This is a genomic window from Sphingopyxis soli, assembly GCF_018682675.1.
GTDB classification, from domain to species: domain Bacteria; phylum Pseudomonadota; class Alphaproteobacteria; order Sphingomonadales; family Sphingomonadaceae; genus Sphingopyxis; species Sphingopyxis soli.
Window position 1 is genome coordinate 1 of sequence record NZ_JAFMTR010000076.1, and the last position, 13,597, is coordinate 13,597.

At 67.5% G+C, this 13,597-nt stretch carries 14 protein-coding genes; 6 read left to right on the forward strand and 8 right to left on the reverse strand.

Annotated elements, in window-relative coordinates; all coding sequences use genetic code 11:
* Positions 1-283: hypothetical protein (locus tag J1N50_RS12220; protein ID WP_215353819.1), on the reverse strand; the 283-nt coding region annotated here is incomplete at its 3' end.
* Between the two features lie 174 nt (positions 284-457).
* Here J1N50_RS12220 and J1N50_RS12225 point away from each other — a divergent pair.
* The 3 genes from J1N50_RS12225 to trhO all read left to right on the forward strand — a co-directional run bounded on the left by J1N50_RS12225 (position 458) and on the right by trhO (position 3,878).
* On the forward strand, positions 458-952 hold the full coding sequence (locus tag J1N50_RS12225) for a hypothetical protein (RefSeq protein ID WP_215353821.1): 495 nt from the start codon (positions 458-460) through the stop codon (positions 950-952).
* Between the two features lie 83 nt (positions 953-1,035).
* On the forward strand, positions 1,036-3,036 hold the full coding sequence (locus J1N50_RS12230) for a GMC family oxidoreductase N-terminal domain-containing protein (RefSeq protein WP_215353823.1): 2,001 nt from the start codon (positions 1,036-1,038) through the stop codon (positions 3,034-3,036).
* Positions 3,037-3,149: 113 nt separating this feature from the next.
* On the forward strand, positions 3,150-3,878 hold the full coding sequence (gene trhO / locus J1N50_RS12235; RefSeq protein WP_215353825.1) for an oxygen-dependent tRNA uridine(34) hydroxylase TrhO: 729 nt from the start codon (positions 3,150-3,152) through the stop codon (positions 3,876-3,878).
* Here the strand turns inward: trhO and J1N50_RS12240 are convergent, their stop codons facing one another.
* Genes J1N50_RS12240 through J1N50_RS12250 form a run of 3 tightly spaced genes read right to left on the reverse strand, consistent with a single transcriptional unit; the run spans position 3,879 to position 6,834 of the window.
* Positions 3,879-5,189, reverse strand: a complete 1,311-nt coding sequence (locus J1N50_RS12240) for a caspase family protein (protein WP_215353826.1) — start codon at positions 5,187-5,189, stop codon at positions 3,879-3,881.
* A gap of 15 nt (positions 5,190-5,204) precedes the next feature.
* Positions 5,205-5,831: a class I SAM-dependent methyltransferase gene (locus J1N50_RS12245; RefSeq protein ID WP_215353828.1), complete on the reverse strand. Its 627-nt coding sequence runs from the start codon at positions 5,829-5,831 to the stop codon at positions 5,205-5,207.
* Positions 5,824-6,834, reverse strand: coding sequence for an SRPBCC family protein (locus J1N50_RS12250; RefSeq protein WP_215353831.1), 1,011 nt, complete (start codon positions 6,832-6,834; stop codon positions 5,824-5,826). The genes J1N50_RS12245 and J1N50_RS12250 overlap by 8 nt, the downstream gene beginning before the upstream one ends.
* Positions 6,835-6,933: 99 nt before the next feature.
* Between J1N50_RS12250 and trxB the strand changes: the two genes are divergently transcribed.
* Positions 6,934-7,899 carry a thioredoxin-disulfide reductase gene (trxB, locus tag J1N50_RS12255; protein ID WP_215353833.1) on the forward strand — a complete coding sequence of 322 codons (966 nt, stop codon included), beginning with the start codon at positions 6,934-6,936 and terminating at the stop codon, positions 7,897-7,899.
* A 100-nt stretch (positions 7,900-7,999) separates the two neighbouring features.
* Here the strand turns inward: trxB and J1N50_RS12260 are convergent, their stop codons facing one another.
* From J1N50_RS12260 to J1N50_RS12275, 4 genes are read right to left on the reverse strand one after another with little or no spacing between them, the layout of a single operon-like run.
* On the reverse strand, positions 8,000-8,815 hold the full coding sequence (locus tag J1N50_RS12260; protein ID WP_215353836.1) for a hydrolase 1, exosortase A system-associated: 816 nt from the start codon (positions 8,813-8,815) through the stop codon (positions 8,000-8,002).
* On the reverse strand, positions 8,800-9,468 hold the full coding sequence (locus J1N50_RS12265) for an alpha/beta hydrolase family protein (RefSeq protein ID WP_215353838.1): 669 nt from the start codon (positions 9,466-9,468) through the stop codon (positions 8,800-8,802). The genes J1N50_RS12260 and J1N50_RS12265 overlap by 16 nt, the downstream gene beginning before the upstream one ends.
* 16 nt (positions 9,469-9,484) lie before the next feature.
* On the reverse strand, positions 9,485-9,763 hold the full coding sequence (locus J1N50_RS12270; RefSeq protein WP_343227877.1) for a phosphopantetheine-binding protein: 279 nt from the start codon (positions 9,761-9,763) through the stop codon (positions 9,485-9,487).
* The gene (locus tag J1N50_RS12275; RefSeq protein ID WP_215353842.1) at positions 9,760-10,749 is read right to left on the reverse strand and encodes a GNAT family N-acetyltransferase; all 990 of its coding nucleotides are present in this window, start codon (positions 10,747-10,749) and stop codon (positions 9,760-9,762) included. Before J1N50_RS12275 ends, J1N50_RS12270 begins: the two co-directional genes overlap by 4 nt.
* Before the next feature lie 35 nt (positions 10,750-10,784).
* On the opposite strand from J1N50_RS12275, the gene J1N50_RS12280 reads away from it, so the two are divergent.
* The gene (locus tag J1N50_RS12280; protein ID WP_215353851.1) at positions 10,785-12,317 is read left to right on the forward strand and encodes an acyl-CoA ligase (AMP-forming), exosortase A system-associated; all 1,533 of its coding nucleotides are present in this window, start codon (positions 10,785-10,787) and stop codon (positions 12,315-12,317) included.
* Positions 12,314-13,543 carry a pyridoxal-dependent decarboxylase, exosortase A system-associated gene (locus tag J1N50_RS12285; RefSeq protein ID WP_215353858.1) on the forward strand — a complete coding sequence of 410 codons (1,230 nt, stop codon included), beginning with the start codon at positions 12,314-12,316 and terminating at the stop codon, positions 13,541-13,543. Before J1N50_RS12280 ends, J1N50_RS12285 begins: the two co-directional genes overlap by 4 nt.
* The last annotated feature ends 54 nt before the right edge of the window (positions 13,544-13,597 follow it).

Consider the following 13,597-nt stretch of genomic DNA (forward strand, 5'->3'; position numbering starts at 1 on the left):
CCGGCGCAGCGCCGAAGGAGCCGTCGGACCATGGACCCTGAAACAAGTTCAGGGTGACGATGCTAGAAATGTCGTGCTCGTTCGATTTTAGACCCTCGTCATTCCGGACTTGATCCGGAATCCATTTTTCCGGCGCAGCGAGAATGGAGCCCGGATCAAGTCGACCGAGCCACTTGTCTCGTTCGAGGGTGACGAAGAAGGCGTTTATCCTCCCTGTGGCGCAGCCATGGGGAGGAGGACCGCCCGCGAAGCGGGTGGTGGAGGGGCCGCGAAGTCGCGCCATAGCCCCTCCGTCAGCCCTTCGGGCTGCCACCTCCCCATCGCTGCGCGACAGGGAGGATCTTATGTCCGCAACCGGTCGCAAGTTGCCATCCAACAATAGCGCGAACCTCATTCTTCGTTCGACTTCGGCTTTGCGACCGGATAGAACATAAATAGAACAAATCGGGAGTTTGCCATGTCCGCCGCCGTCGATGTCTTCTATCGCCATTATGCCAAATTCGGCCGCTTCATGGGCCTTCGTGAAGCGGGTGGCGCACTATTCAAACTCTACCAACTGACCGCGCCCGACGCGCCGGTGCCGGACGATGTTGCCACGCTTTGCGAAGACTGGTTCGCAGCGCACGCGCATACGGCAGCCGCACCCGGCGACCACGGCTTCGTCCTGCTCCACCGCTGCGGCGAAGATTTCTATTTCCTGCTCGTCTCGGTTTGGCACGGGTCGAACGAGCTGTGGGAGGCGGTCTGGTATCGCCGCGGCGACATGCCCGCCTTCGCGCCCTTCGATCCGGCCTATCCGGGCGAAGCGGGCGCGGCGCGGCCGACCTTCTGCGTCTGGGAACTCGGCATCGTCGCGCACGAGGCACTGGCCTGGGGCCGCTACCTCGCTTCGTCCCGCGGCGACACGGATCTTGCGGACTGGCGCGCCGACATATTCGATGGCCCCGTCTAGCTGTCGTTCCGGTACAATATCGCCTTGCGTTTCCGCCCTATACGCCCGCATCTGCGCAGCGGGGACAGTAAGGGGGGCAGGGGATGGCGGCACCGTTCAATTTCGGGCAACTCACATTCCTGAAGGCGCTGACCGAGGCGCTGTTCCACGGCGCCGAGATGAAGATCACGGCCGATCAGGTCGTGGCCAACATCGCCACCCTGTTCGGCAAGGTCGGGGGCACCAAGCTCGACGAGATCCGCCTCTCGCTCACCGGGACCGAGATCGTGCTGGGGCCGATGTTCGCCGAGGCCAGCGTCGCGACGCGCGCCGAACGGATCCGGAACCGGCTGCAGAACAGCCAGATCGACCTGTTCCAGGACATGGCGCGGCTGCGCGGCATCATCTACGCCTGCTATTACGGCCACTGGATGCCGGGCGATCAGGACGCCAACGCGAACAATCCGGTGCACAAGCAGATCGGCTTCACCCTGCCCAAGCATCGGGTGCGCGGGCCGGGAGAACTGGCGATCACGCGCGTCGACGGGCGCGAGATCGACGATGCCCATATATTGGACGCCGCGACGCTCGCCGACGAATATGACGTCGTCGTTGTCGGATCGGGCGCGGGCGGGGCGGTCGCCGCCTATCATGTCGCGGCCCGGGGCTATAAGGTGCTGATCGTCGAGGCGGGGCCCTTCTACCCCTCGCCGCGGATCGATCACCACGAACTCGACATGGTGGCGAACCTGTTCAAGCATGGCGCGCTCCAGACCTCGACCGACCGCGATTTCGTCGTCTTTCAGGGGCGCTGCGTCGGCGGATCGTCGACGATCAACAACGGCATCTGCCTGCGCGTCAACGAACCCGGGCGCACGCATCCCGACGCGGTCGATATCCTTGCCAAATGGGCGAGCATCGGCGCGCCGGTCGATAAGGCGGCCTTTCATGCCAGCTATGATGCGATCGCCGCGCGCCTCGGCATCGGCATGGCCGAGCCGCGCAGCGGGCGGCACAATGGGCCGCATCTGACGAACGGCTGGCGCGCCTATGCCGCCGCCTCGACGGAACCCGGCGAGAAGCGCGCGGTCGCCGACTGGTTCGCGAAGAATTTCGGGCCGCCGAACACGCCCAATGCCTGCGCCTATTGCGGCTATTGCAATGCGGGCTGCCCCTATGGGCGGCGGATGGGGATGGCGCAGACCTATCTGCCCGACGCGTGCCGCGACCATGACGCGCGCATCCTGCCGGGGACCAAGGCCGAGCGCATCGTCTGGCAGACGAGCATCGACGGACGCCGCGAGGCCGAGGCGGTGAAGCTCATCCTGCCCGACGGGTCCGAACGGCTCGTCCGCACGCGCGTCGGGGTGGTCGTCGCGGCGGGGACGATCGCCTCGTCGAAATTCCTCGATCGCAGCGACATCGGCGGCACCGGTTATCAGGTCTCGCTCAACATCGCGTCGCCCGTCGTCGCGCTGATGCCGCCGGGCGTCGGCGGCAATGCGTGGGACGAGGACCAGATGACGAGCTATGTCGACTGCGGCGACTTCCTGCTTGAAAGCCATTTCCAGCCGCCGATGGCGATGGCGTCGCTGATGCCCGGCTGGTTCGCCGATCATGCGGCGCGGATGAAGAATTTCGGCCGCGTCCATTCGGCAGGCATCCTGTTTCCCGCCGACCGGCGCGGCCAGGTGAAGGACGGCAAGCTCAGGTTCAAGCTGGACAATGACGAAGACCTGCCGCTGCTCCGCCGCGCGATGGCGACGCTGACCAAGGTGCATTTCGCCGCGGGGGCGCTCGAATGCTATCCGGCGCTCACCAAAGGCCAGGTGGTGACGCCCGGCATGGACATCGACGATTTCTTCGAGGATGCGATCCGGGAAGCCGACGATGCGACGCTGTCGAGCAGCCATCCGCACGGCGGCAACGCGATCAACGAAGACCCGCAATATGGCGTCGTCGACCCCGAATGCCGCGTCCACGGCACGACCAATGTGCTGGTGACCGACGCCAGCGTCTTTCCGACCTGCATCCGCGTCAACGCGCAATGGACGACGATGGCGATGGCGCATTATGCGACCGCGCGGAGCGATCCCTTTCGCTGAGGCGACCTCACACTATCCGTTCGTGTCGAGCGATGTCGACACACCGTGAGGCCATGCGCCAACGATAGGCATCTCGACTTCGCTCGATGCGAGCGGGTAAGGGGAGCGCCGCCATGACCTTCACCGTCGCCGCCCTCTATCGTTTCGCGCCGTTCGACGATCCCGCCGCGCTGCGCCAGCCGCTGCTCGACCTTTGCGCCGCGCGGGGGGTGAAGGGCACGCTGCTGCTCGCGCGCGAGGGCGTCAACGGCACGATCGCGGGCAGCGAAGCCGGAATCGCGGCGGTGGTCGCGCATATCCGTGCGTTGCCCGGTTGCGCCGACCTCGACGTCAAATATTCGGCCGCCGCGGCGATGCCCTTCCAGCGGCTGAAGGTGCGGCTGAAGAAGGAAATCGTGACCATGAAAGTGCCGGGGGTCGACCCCGCGCGCGACGCCGGAACCTATATCGACCCGGCTGACTGGAACGCGGTTGTCGACGATCCGGGCACGGTGGTGATCGACACGCGCAACGCGTTCGAGGTCGGCTATGGCAGCTTCGACGGCGCGATCGATCCGGGGACGAAAAGTTTCGGCGACTTCCCCGACTGGTGGCGCGCCAACGCCGGGCGTTTCGCGGGCAAGCGCATCGCGATGTTCTGCACCGGCGGCATCCGCTGCGAGAAATCGACCGCTTTCCTGCGCAGCGAAGGCGTCGAGGACGTCGCGCATCTGAAAGGCGGCATCCTCGCCTATCTCGAGCAGGTGCCCGAAGCCGACAGCCGCTGGCACGGCAGTTGCTTCGTCTTCGACGAGCGCGTCAGCGTCGGGCACGGCCTCGTCGAGGTCGGCGAGAAGGACTGATCACCCCACCGTCAGCGTATAGGTCACGCGGTAGTCGCTGGCGTCGCCGTCCAGCGTCCGGGTGAAGGTGCCGGGCGTCGAACCCAGGTCGACGGTGCCGATATTGTCGCTGCCGCCGATGTCGTCGAATTCGCGCAGCTGAAAGCTCACCGGCTGTTCGAAGGTGAAATTCCGGTCGACGACCCAGCTCTCGCCCTTCTTGATCGAGAAAATCTCGCGCGACCCCTCGGGGAAACGCTCGCCGGTGTTGAAGCGCAGGAACAGCTGGTCGGGCAGGCCGAGCCCGAGCCGCCCGGTCAGCTTCACCGCCTCGACGCGGATGTTCGAGAGCGTGTATTTCTTTGTCGCCGGAAGCGCCGCCGTCACCGCGGGCTTGGCGGCGACCGGCGCGGCCCCGGGATTTTTCGCGAGGCGCGCGACGCTCTCGCCCGCCTGCGCCGCATATTTGCCCGAAGGAAATTCGGCGAGATAGGCCTTGAACGCGCTGGCGCTGTTCTCGGCGACCGCGCCCTTCCACAGCAGCTCTTCGAGCGCGGCGCGATTGCCCGTCGGTGCCTGACCCGCGCGCGGCACGAGATAGAAGGGCGTGCCGGTAATGCTGGCGCTGACGAACGGCCGCTGCTGGCCGCCGGTCGCCGCCAGCACATCGTCGCGGATCGCGCCGCCGAGCAATTGCACCGGCAGGTCGGGCTGCGGCAGGCGCTTCGCGAGCGAAGTCGCGAAGGGCGAGTTGCCGGTGGTGCCGTCGGCGGCGAGCTGGCCCGGCGCGGCGGCGAAGATCACCAGCACATCGTCGGCCTCGACGCCGGCGAGCCCGGCCTGCACCGCGCGCGTTCCCGATTTCCATGTGCGCCCGAAGGGATTGTTGCGGCACGAATCGAGGATGACCAGGCGGATCCGCGCGCCCGACACCGCTTCCATCATCCGGTCGAGGTTGATCGCCTCATAGGGCAGGTCGAGGTCGGATTTGAGCTGCGCGTCGGTCGGGATCAGCCAGTTCTTGCCCTGCGCCTCTATCCCGTGCCCGGCATAATAGACCATCGCGATCTCGGCCCCTTCGGCCTTGGTGCGAAAGTCGCGCATCACTTTCTGAAAATCGTTGACCGAGAGATTGGCGGCGACGGTTACGTCGTCGAACCCCGCCTGCTTCGCCGACGCCGCGACCAGTTTGATGTCGTTCGGCGGGTTCGCGAGGCGGCTGGTGTTCGCATAATTGGCGTTGCCGATGACCAGCGCGACCTTGCGCGCCTCGGCGCCGGTCGGCGCGACCAGAAAGGCGGCGGAGAGAATGAAGAGCCACAAACGGATCATCGCGCTATCCTCCCGTCACGATGCGACGCGCGCGGCGCCATATTCGACCCAGCCGAAGGGGCGGGGGGTCCCCGGCATATAGGCTGCACCCTGCCGGTCCACCGAAAAGCCGGCCTTTTCATACGCCTGCGATATCGGGCGGGTCAGGTGGCAATTGCCGCCGATGCGCTTCCATACCGGCTCGATCCGCCGCTGCCATTTGGCGACGCCCGCGTCGGGCGCGCCGCCATGCTCCAGGAACAGCGCGGTTCCGCCAGGCTTCAACACGCGGCGGATTTCGCCGAGCACCGCCGCCTGATCGACGACCGAACAGAGGGTGAAGGTCGACACCACCGTGTCGAAACGCCCGCTCTCGAACGGCATCGCTTCGCCGACGCCGCCCCGGATATCGGCCTCCATCCCGCGCGCCGCCGCCGCCGCGCGGCTCATCGCGAGCAGCTCGGGCGAGGGATCGAGCCCGGTGAAGCTCGTCACCCGTGCGGGCTGGTAAAATTCCATGTTGATCCCGCCGCCGCAGCCAAGCTCCAGCACATCGCCCTGCGCGTACGGCACGATCTTGCTCCGCGCCTTCATGATCTGCCCCTGCGAGCAGGCGCATTTGATCAGCCGCGGCACCCCATGACGTTCCCACCAGCTATTCATGGTTCTTCTCCCGGGCGATCCGGCCAGCGACGATGGCGAGCACATTATTCTGGATGTCGCCCAAAATCATCTCCCCCCACATCGCCGCATAGGCGTTGAGCGGCGTCGTGGCGCGATAGCGCGTCCACAACCGGATTTTCGTCCCGCCGTCTTGCGTGGGAATCAGGTCATAACCCCCACTCTCGATCCACAGATGGCGGCCGTGCGGGTCGATATGTTCGTCCGTCCGCAGGCGGATCGACGCGTCGGGAAATGAAAAACGCCATTGCAGCGCGCGATCGGGCTGCCAGCGCGTGACGATTTCCCGGAACCGGACCCCGCCCTGCCATTCTGCGTCGCGGACGGCACCTTCGCCCCGGCCGGTCAGCTTGGCGCCGGTTGGGCGGGGCAGGCCAAGCAGGCTCTGACTGACCGTCCAGACACCTTCAGCCGCGTCGATGTCGGGAATTGCGAGCAATTGGGGCCAGACCGCTTCGGGCGGCGCCGCGACGCTGATTTCGCGAACGACGTGATAGCGAGCGGTCGGCGGCGCGACATGCTGATCGACGACCAAGGAAAGCAGCGGCAACAGCAAGAGCGCATTCGCACGAAAGATGCTGGAATCCACGCCATTGCTCTGTTTGCGATACTGATAGACCGGCCAGACGCCCAGCATTCCGAATAGAAGCCAAAGCGGCAACAGCATCAGGATGCAGACGATTCCTTCGCGAAATGCAACGGCGCCGATGACGGCGACGCCCACGCTCAACCAGACGGGCACGAGGGCGAAGGTGGAGCGCGGCCAGTTGCGTCCCATGCTGCCCACCCATGCGACGAAGGCCGACAGTGCGGCGGGCAGGATGACGAGAACCGTGTAGCCGATGGCCCCGGCGGTGCCCGCGGCGGCGGCGGTATAGGAACCGACGGCGACCGCGAAGGCAATCGCCAATGCGGTTATCAGCACCCAGCGGCCGGGCCGCCTGCCCGCTCTCTCTCGCTGCCCGGATGAAATGTCCTTTTCCATGCTCCCCCTTGGCGCGGAAACTGACCCTTGCTAGCGCGGTTGGCAACACCCATCTGTGCGATCCCGCACAGGATTCGCCTCCGGACCCGAAAGACGATCATGCCCGCCACGCACCACACCAAAATGCTCATTCTCGGCTCCGGCCCCGCCGGCCTGTCGGCCGCCATCTATGCGGCGCGCGCGGGGATGAAGCCGATCGTCGTGCAGGGGCTGCAGCCCGGCGGCCAGCTGACGATCACCACCGACGTCGAGAACTATCCGGGCTTTGCCGAAGTGATCCAGGGCCCATGGCTGATGGAGCAGATGACCGCGCAGGCGACGCATGTCGGGACAGCCATGATCTGGGACACGATCGTCGACGTCGACCTGTCGCAGCGTCCGTTCAGGCTGACCGGCGACGGCGGCGATATCTATCTCGCGGAAACGCTCGTGATCGCGACCGGCGCGCAGGCGAAATGGCTGGGCGCCCCCGGCGAGCAGGAACTCGGCGGCAAGGGCGTCTCGGCCTGCGCGACGTGCGACGGCTTCTTCTATCGCGGCAAGAAGGTCGTCGTCATCGGCGGCGGCAACACCGCGGTCGAGGAAGCCCTTTATCTCACCAACCACAGCGACGACGTGACCCTGATCCACCGCCGCGACCACCTTCGCGCCGAGAAGATCCTGCAGGATCGCCTGTTCGCGAACCCGAAGATCAAGGTGCTGTGGAACAAGCGCGTCGACCGCTTTGTTTCGGGCGAGGGGGTGTCGGGTCTGGTCGGCGTCGACCTGATCGACACCGTCACCGGCGCGGCGAGCCACGAACCGACCGACGGCGGCTTCGTCGCGATCGGCCACAGCCCCTCGACCGAGCTGTTCAAGGGCAAGCTGCCGCTCGACGACGACGGCTATCTGCAGGTGACGCCCGGCACGTCGCTGACCTCGATCCCCGGGGTCTTCGCCGCGGGCGACGTCACCGACAAGGTCTATCGTCAGGCGGTGACCGCCGCGGGCATGGGCTGCATGGCGGCGCTCGACGCCGAACGGTTTTTGGCCGAGGCCGAGTATCACGCGATGGTGGAGGCATAGGCCGCGCGGCGGGTAACGACCGGTTGTGGACATTGACGGAATAGCTCTCTCCCCCGAAGGAGAGAGGGCGTTTGGTCCGCTCCCCAACCCGACGCTGCCGTCAGGCCAGCGCTTTCAATATCCGAGCCAACAGCCAGTCGGCATCCTTGCCGGCAAAGCTGTGTGACGGGCTGGCGAGCTTTTCGATCCCGACGGTCGAAGGGTTCGCCTCGATGGAGGCGAGCGACGGCGCCAGCGCGTCCATAAAGGCCTGCGCGGTGCGGTCGCCGGTAGCGAGCAGGATCGTTGCGGGGCAGGGCAGCTCGGCGATGTTGCTGGCGAGCCGGTCGGCGAGGCTGTGGGGTGCGGGCGGCTGCGGCGCCTGTTTCAGGGCGGAGAGGCCGCGAAACAATTTCCCGATGTCGATCTCGCCCTTCAGCAGGCGCAGCAGGCTTTTCGGATCTTTCAGCCGCGCCAGATAGCGCGCGCGGATCGCCGAAGCGGGCGGCAGCGCGGGTTCGCCGGCTTCCTCCTCGCTGTCTTCGTAGGTCCACGGATTGGCAAGGATCAGGGCGTCCAGCGCCAGCGGCTGGTGCAGCAAGAGCGCGCTCGCCGCATCGCAATTGCCGAACGCGACGATGCGCGTCACATGGGGTGCGGCCTCGCGAAACGCCGCGATCGCCGCGACAATATCGGGTCCGCTGCTTGCATAGCCGCCGTTGACCCCCTCGCTGTCGCCGATTCCGCGGCGGTCGAAGCGGAACACCGGATGCCCTACCGCCGCGATCTGTTGCGCCAACATCGCCATGCCGCGATGCGCGCCGCTCCGTACCTCGTTGCCTCCCGAGACGATCAGCAGGCCGGTCGTGCCCGGCGCCTTGTCGATGGTCGCGGCGAGCGCTGCCCCTTCGCAGGCGAAACTCAGCTGATGCCGCATGTCTTGCTCCACGCGGCGACGTCGGCGGCGATCGCAGCCGCCATCGCCGCATCTTCGCCGGGCTCGGCGCGCAGCCACAGCGGCGTTCCCGCGATGCCGTCGGGGCCAAGGCCGATCGCGCGCAGCGGCGCGACCAGCTGCGCTTCGGCGGCGCCGAGCTGGGCGACCATCGCGGGCGACAGCGCATTGCCCGCGAGCAGCAGCGGCGCGTCCCTTGCCGCCGCCTGCAAGCTTTCCGGCGACGATTCGATTCCCGCCTCGCGATCCGCGGTCACCCGGGCGCGCAACATCGTTCGCAGCAACGACGCGCCGCCGACGGGGGCAAGCCGCCACCAGGCGGCGGCCTCCGCGCGATGATCGATCAGCGCGCCGCCACGAATCGACGCGATCACGACCGGGCCGTCGATTCCGGCCGCGACCTCCGCCAGCGCATCCCGCCAGCGTTCGAGATCGACGTCTTCCAGCGCGACCAGGCTTTCGTTCTGGCCGGGGAGATCGGGCAGCACCGCCGCGAATCCCTCCGCTGCCAGCGCGCGCATCGCGAGCGCCAGCGTCCGGCGCAGGCGGTTCGCCTCGTCGAACAGCGGCGGGACGATCAGAATGGTGGCGCGGCTCGCGCCGGACGGGGCGATGCGGAACAGATGCTCTGCCATGCCGCCCGGGCCTGCCTCAACCGTTCACTTTGCGCAGCGAAAAAGCGAGGAGATTGCCGTAGGTTTCGAAAATCTCGCCGTCGATCTCGTCATCGTCGATGATGATACCCAGCCGGTCTTCCATCTCGGTCAGAACGGTCGCGACCGCCATCGAATCGAATTCGGGCAGCGCGCCGAACAGGCCGCTGTCCGCGGTCAGCGCCGCGGCCCGCTCGTCGCCGAGGCCGAGAATGTCGGCGAGCAGCGCGCGAAGCGTGGCGTCGACGCCAAAGGGCTGGTGGGTCGGTTCGGTCACGTGTCTTTCCCCAGCATGGAACGCACAAAGGCTTTCGATGCCGGCCCCCATGCCGCGATGCGCGACGGATTGAAAGCCTCGATGCGCCATAATGGCTCGTGCCGGTTCATCCAGTCGCGCTTGTACGCGTCGTTGCCGGTGCCGAAATCGACGCGCTTCACGCCGTCGACCTCGATCACATGGCGAAACAGCGCCGCCGACAGCAAGGTGCCGGGCGACGCTTTCAGGCTGTCCTCGACATGCGCGAGCTTATGGATGAAGGCGGTGCCGTCCTCGACCGTCCAGAATTGCGCGGCGACCGGCGCGCCCTCGATGCGGGCCAGTCCCATGCGGAAGGTGCCGCGCGCGCTTTCGGCCTCGGCAAAGGCGCGCAGCAGTGCGGGATCGCCTTCCTCGGGCTTCCAGCTTGCGGCGTAGATGTCCTCATAGGCGGCCCAATTCGCCGCGTCGAAGCGCGTCGACAGCTCGATATCGACGATGCCCTTCTTTGCCTTGCGCCGGACGGTGCTGCGCAGCGCGCCGGGGCGGCTCGCCCACCAGCGATCATGGTCCATATCGGAGAGGTCCAGCCAGTGCCGGTCGCCGGCGGGGCTGGCCGTCAGCCACCAGCCGGCGGTCCGCAGCGCCGACCGGATCGCCGCGCGATCGCCGTCGCGAACGGGGTAAAGCGAGACGCGCGCCGCCCGCTTGCGCAGGTCGCCGAACAACGCAGCCAGCGCGGCGGCGCGATCCCCGCTACCCTCGTAAAGCGGCCGGATCGCAAAGCTGTACCAGTTGGTCAGCCCGGCGAGATGACCGGGTTTCTCGGCGCGCAGGGGAAGCCATGCGGTGACGCCGCCCGCCGTCGCCTTTGCATCGTACCGGCCGCCACCGGCAAAGCCATGCGCCTCGAGCAACGCGAACCATTCGGCGCGGTCGAAGGGCGAGGCGAAGTCTGCGGCCGCTGCCGCATCATCATTAGCGCGATCTTCACCGTTCCCATCCATGCTGCGGCCCTCTATCAACTCTCTCCTAACAGCCGATGACCAAAGCCGAAAACCCGCAGTCGTATCCGGTCGACCATCTCGCGCTGCGCGGCGCCGCGGACGCGCCTGCGCTGCTGACGGGCGACCGCGTTCTCCGTTTCGGCGACCTCGACGCCGCGGTCGGGCGGCTCGCATCGTGGCTGCTGGCCGAGGCGGGCGGTCCCGGCGAGCGCGTCGCGAGCTGGGGCGCGAAGTCGCGCGCGACCTGCCTGTTGCCGCTCGCCGCCGCGCGCGCCGAGCTGATCCATGTGCCGGTCAATCCGCTGCTGAAAGGCGCGCAGGTCGCGCATATCCTAGCCGACAGCGGCGCAAAGCTGCTCGTCACCAACCGATCGCGCTCCGACATGCTGGATGGCGCCTTGCCCGACGATTGCGCGCTACAGGATTTGAAGGTCGCCGAAGAAATCATTGATTCGGCGGGGCAGGGGCTGCCGCCGTCGACCGCCGATCCCGACGATCTCGCCGCGATCCTCTATACCAGCGGATCGACCGGGCGGCCGAAGGGCGTGATGCTCAGCCATGCGAACCTTTGGCTGGGCGCCGAAAGCGTCGCGACCTATCTGAAGATCGCGCCCGCCGACCGCGTGCTCGCGGTGCTGCCGCTGAGCTTCGACTATGGACAGAACCAGCTGCTTTCGAGCTGGTACGCGGGGGCTTCGGTCGCGCCGCTCGACTATCTGACCGCGCGCGACGTCGTGAAGGCGGTGGCGCGCCATGGCGTGACGACATTGGCCGGGGTGCCGCCGCTCTGGGTGCAACTTGTCGAGAGCGACTGGCCCGCCGGGACCGCGGCGCTGCTCCGGCGGCTGACCAACAGCGGCGGCGCGCTGACCCCCTCGCTGGTCGACGAGATGCGCGCGACCTTTCCGAACGCCGACATCTATCCGATGTACGGGCTGACCGAAGCCTTTCGTTCGACCTACCTCGACCCGTCGCTCGTCGCCGCGCATCCGACCTCGATGGGCCGCGCGATCCCGCACGCCGAAATCCTCGTCTGCCGTCCCGACGGCAGCATCACCGATGACGATGAGCCGGGCGAGCTGGTGCACGCCGGGCCGCTGGTCGCGAAGGGCTATTGGCACGATGCGGCGCGCACCGCCGAGCGCTTCCGGCCCGCACCGCCGTCCTCGCGCTATGGCGGGACGGCGGTGTGGTCGGGCGACACGGTGCGGCGCGACAGCGACGGGCTGCTCACCTTCGTCGGCCGCGACGATGCGATGATCAAGACCGCGGGCAATCGCGTCAGCCCGACCGAGGTCGAGGATGTCGCCATCGCCTCGGGCCTGATCTTCGAGGCGGTGGCGTTCGGCGTCCCCGACCCGCGGCTCGGCGCCGCGATCGTCCTGATCGTGCGCGGCAAGGACGGGCGCGAGGACGCGGCGCGGCTTTCGGCCTATCTCCGCCAGCATCTCCCCAATTTCATGCAGCCACAGGCGATCGAGTGGCGCGACGCGCTGCCGCGCAACCCGAACGGCAAGCTCGACCGCGTCGCCATCGCCGCCGGCTGGGCGAAGGCGGTGGCGGCATGAAGCCGCACGGTCCGATCCCGCCCGGTTTTGCGGCCGACGCCGGGGGGATGCTGCTGATCGGCGGCGACCGCGCCGAGGCGCTGGCCGACGTCGCGGGCGATACGCCGCTGTTCGTCTATGACAGCGCGATGCTCGCCGCGCGCGTTGCCGAATGGCGCGCCGCGATGCCCGCCGAGGTGCAGCTTCACTATGCGATGAAGGCGAACCCCTATGCGCCGCTGCTCGCCTTCATGGGGCGGCTGGTCGACGGTTTCGACGTCGCGTCGGGGGGCGAGCTCAGGGCTGCGCTGGCGAGCGGGATGGCCCCCGAACACATCAGCTTCGCGGGGCCGGGAAAGCGCGACCGCGAACTCGAAGCCGCCATCGAGGCGGGCGCGACGCTCAACCTCGAATCCGCGGGCGAGGCCGGACGGGCGCTGTCGATCGCCGCGCGGCTCGGCGTCACGCCGCGGCTCGCGGTGCGCGTCAACCCGGACTTCGATCTCAAGGGATCGGGGATGAAGATGGGCGGCGGCGCCAAGCCGTTCGGGGTCGACGCCGACGCCGTTCCCGCGCTCGTCCGCCGCCTGATCGACGCCGGTGCCGACTGGCAGGGTTTTCATATTTTTGCGGGATCGCAAGCACTTGATGCCGGCGCCATCGCCGAGACGCAGGCGCGGACCGTGGCGCTCGCCGGACGGCTCGCCAACGCGATCGGCGCGGCGCCGCCGCTCGTCAATCTGGGCGGCGGAATGGGCGTGCCCTATTTTCCCGGCGACGTGGCGGTCGACGTCGCGGCGGTCGGCGCCGCGCTCGGCGATACGCTCGCGAAACGCGACGCAGCGCTCGCCGACAGCCGGTTCGCGATGGAACTCGGGCGCTGGCTGGTCGCGGAGGCGGGGGTCTATCTGACCCGTGTCATCGACCGCAAGACCAGCCATGGCGAGACCTTCCTCGTCACCGATGGCGGCCTTCACCACCAGCTCGCGGCGAGCGGCAATTTCGGCACCGTCATCCGCCGCAACTATCCGATAGGGGTAGCGAATCGCTTCGGCGCCGATCCCGAGGAGACCGTCTCGGTCGTCGGTTGCCTGTGCACCCCGCTCGACCGTCTGGGCGATCAGGTCGCGCTTCCGCGCGCGCAAGTCGGTGATCTGATTGCACTTTTCCTTGCCGGCGCCTATGGTGCGACGGCCAGTCCGGCGGGCTTCCTCGGGCAGGGGGCGGCGCGCGAGATGCTCGTATAGGGCTGTTTCTGTGCCGATACGGCACAAACTACGGCAAACGCGGCTCGAACTTAG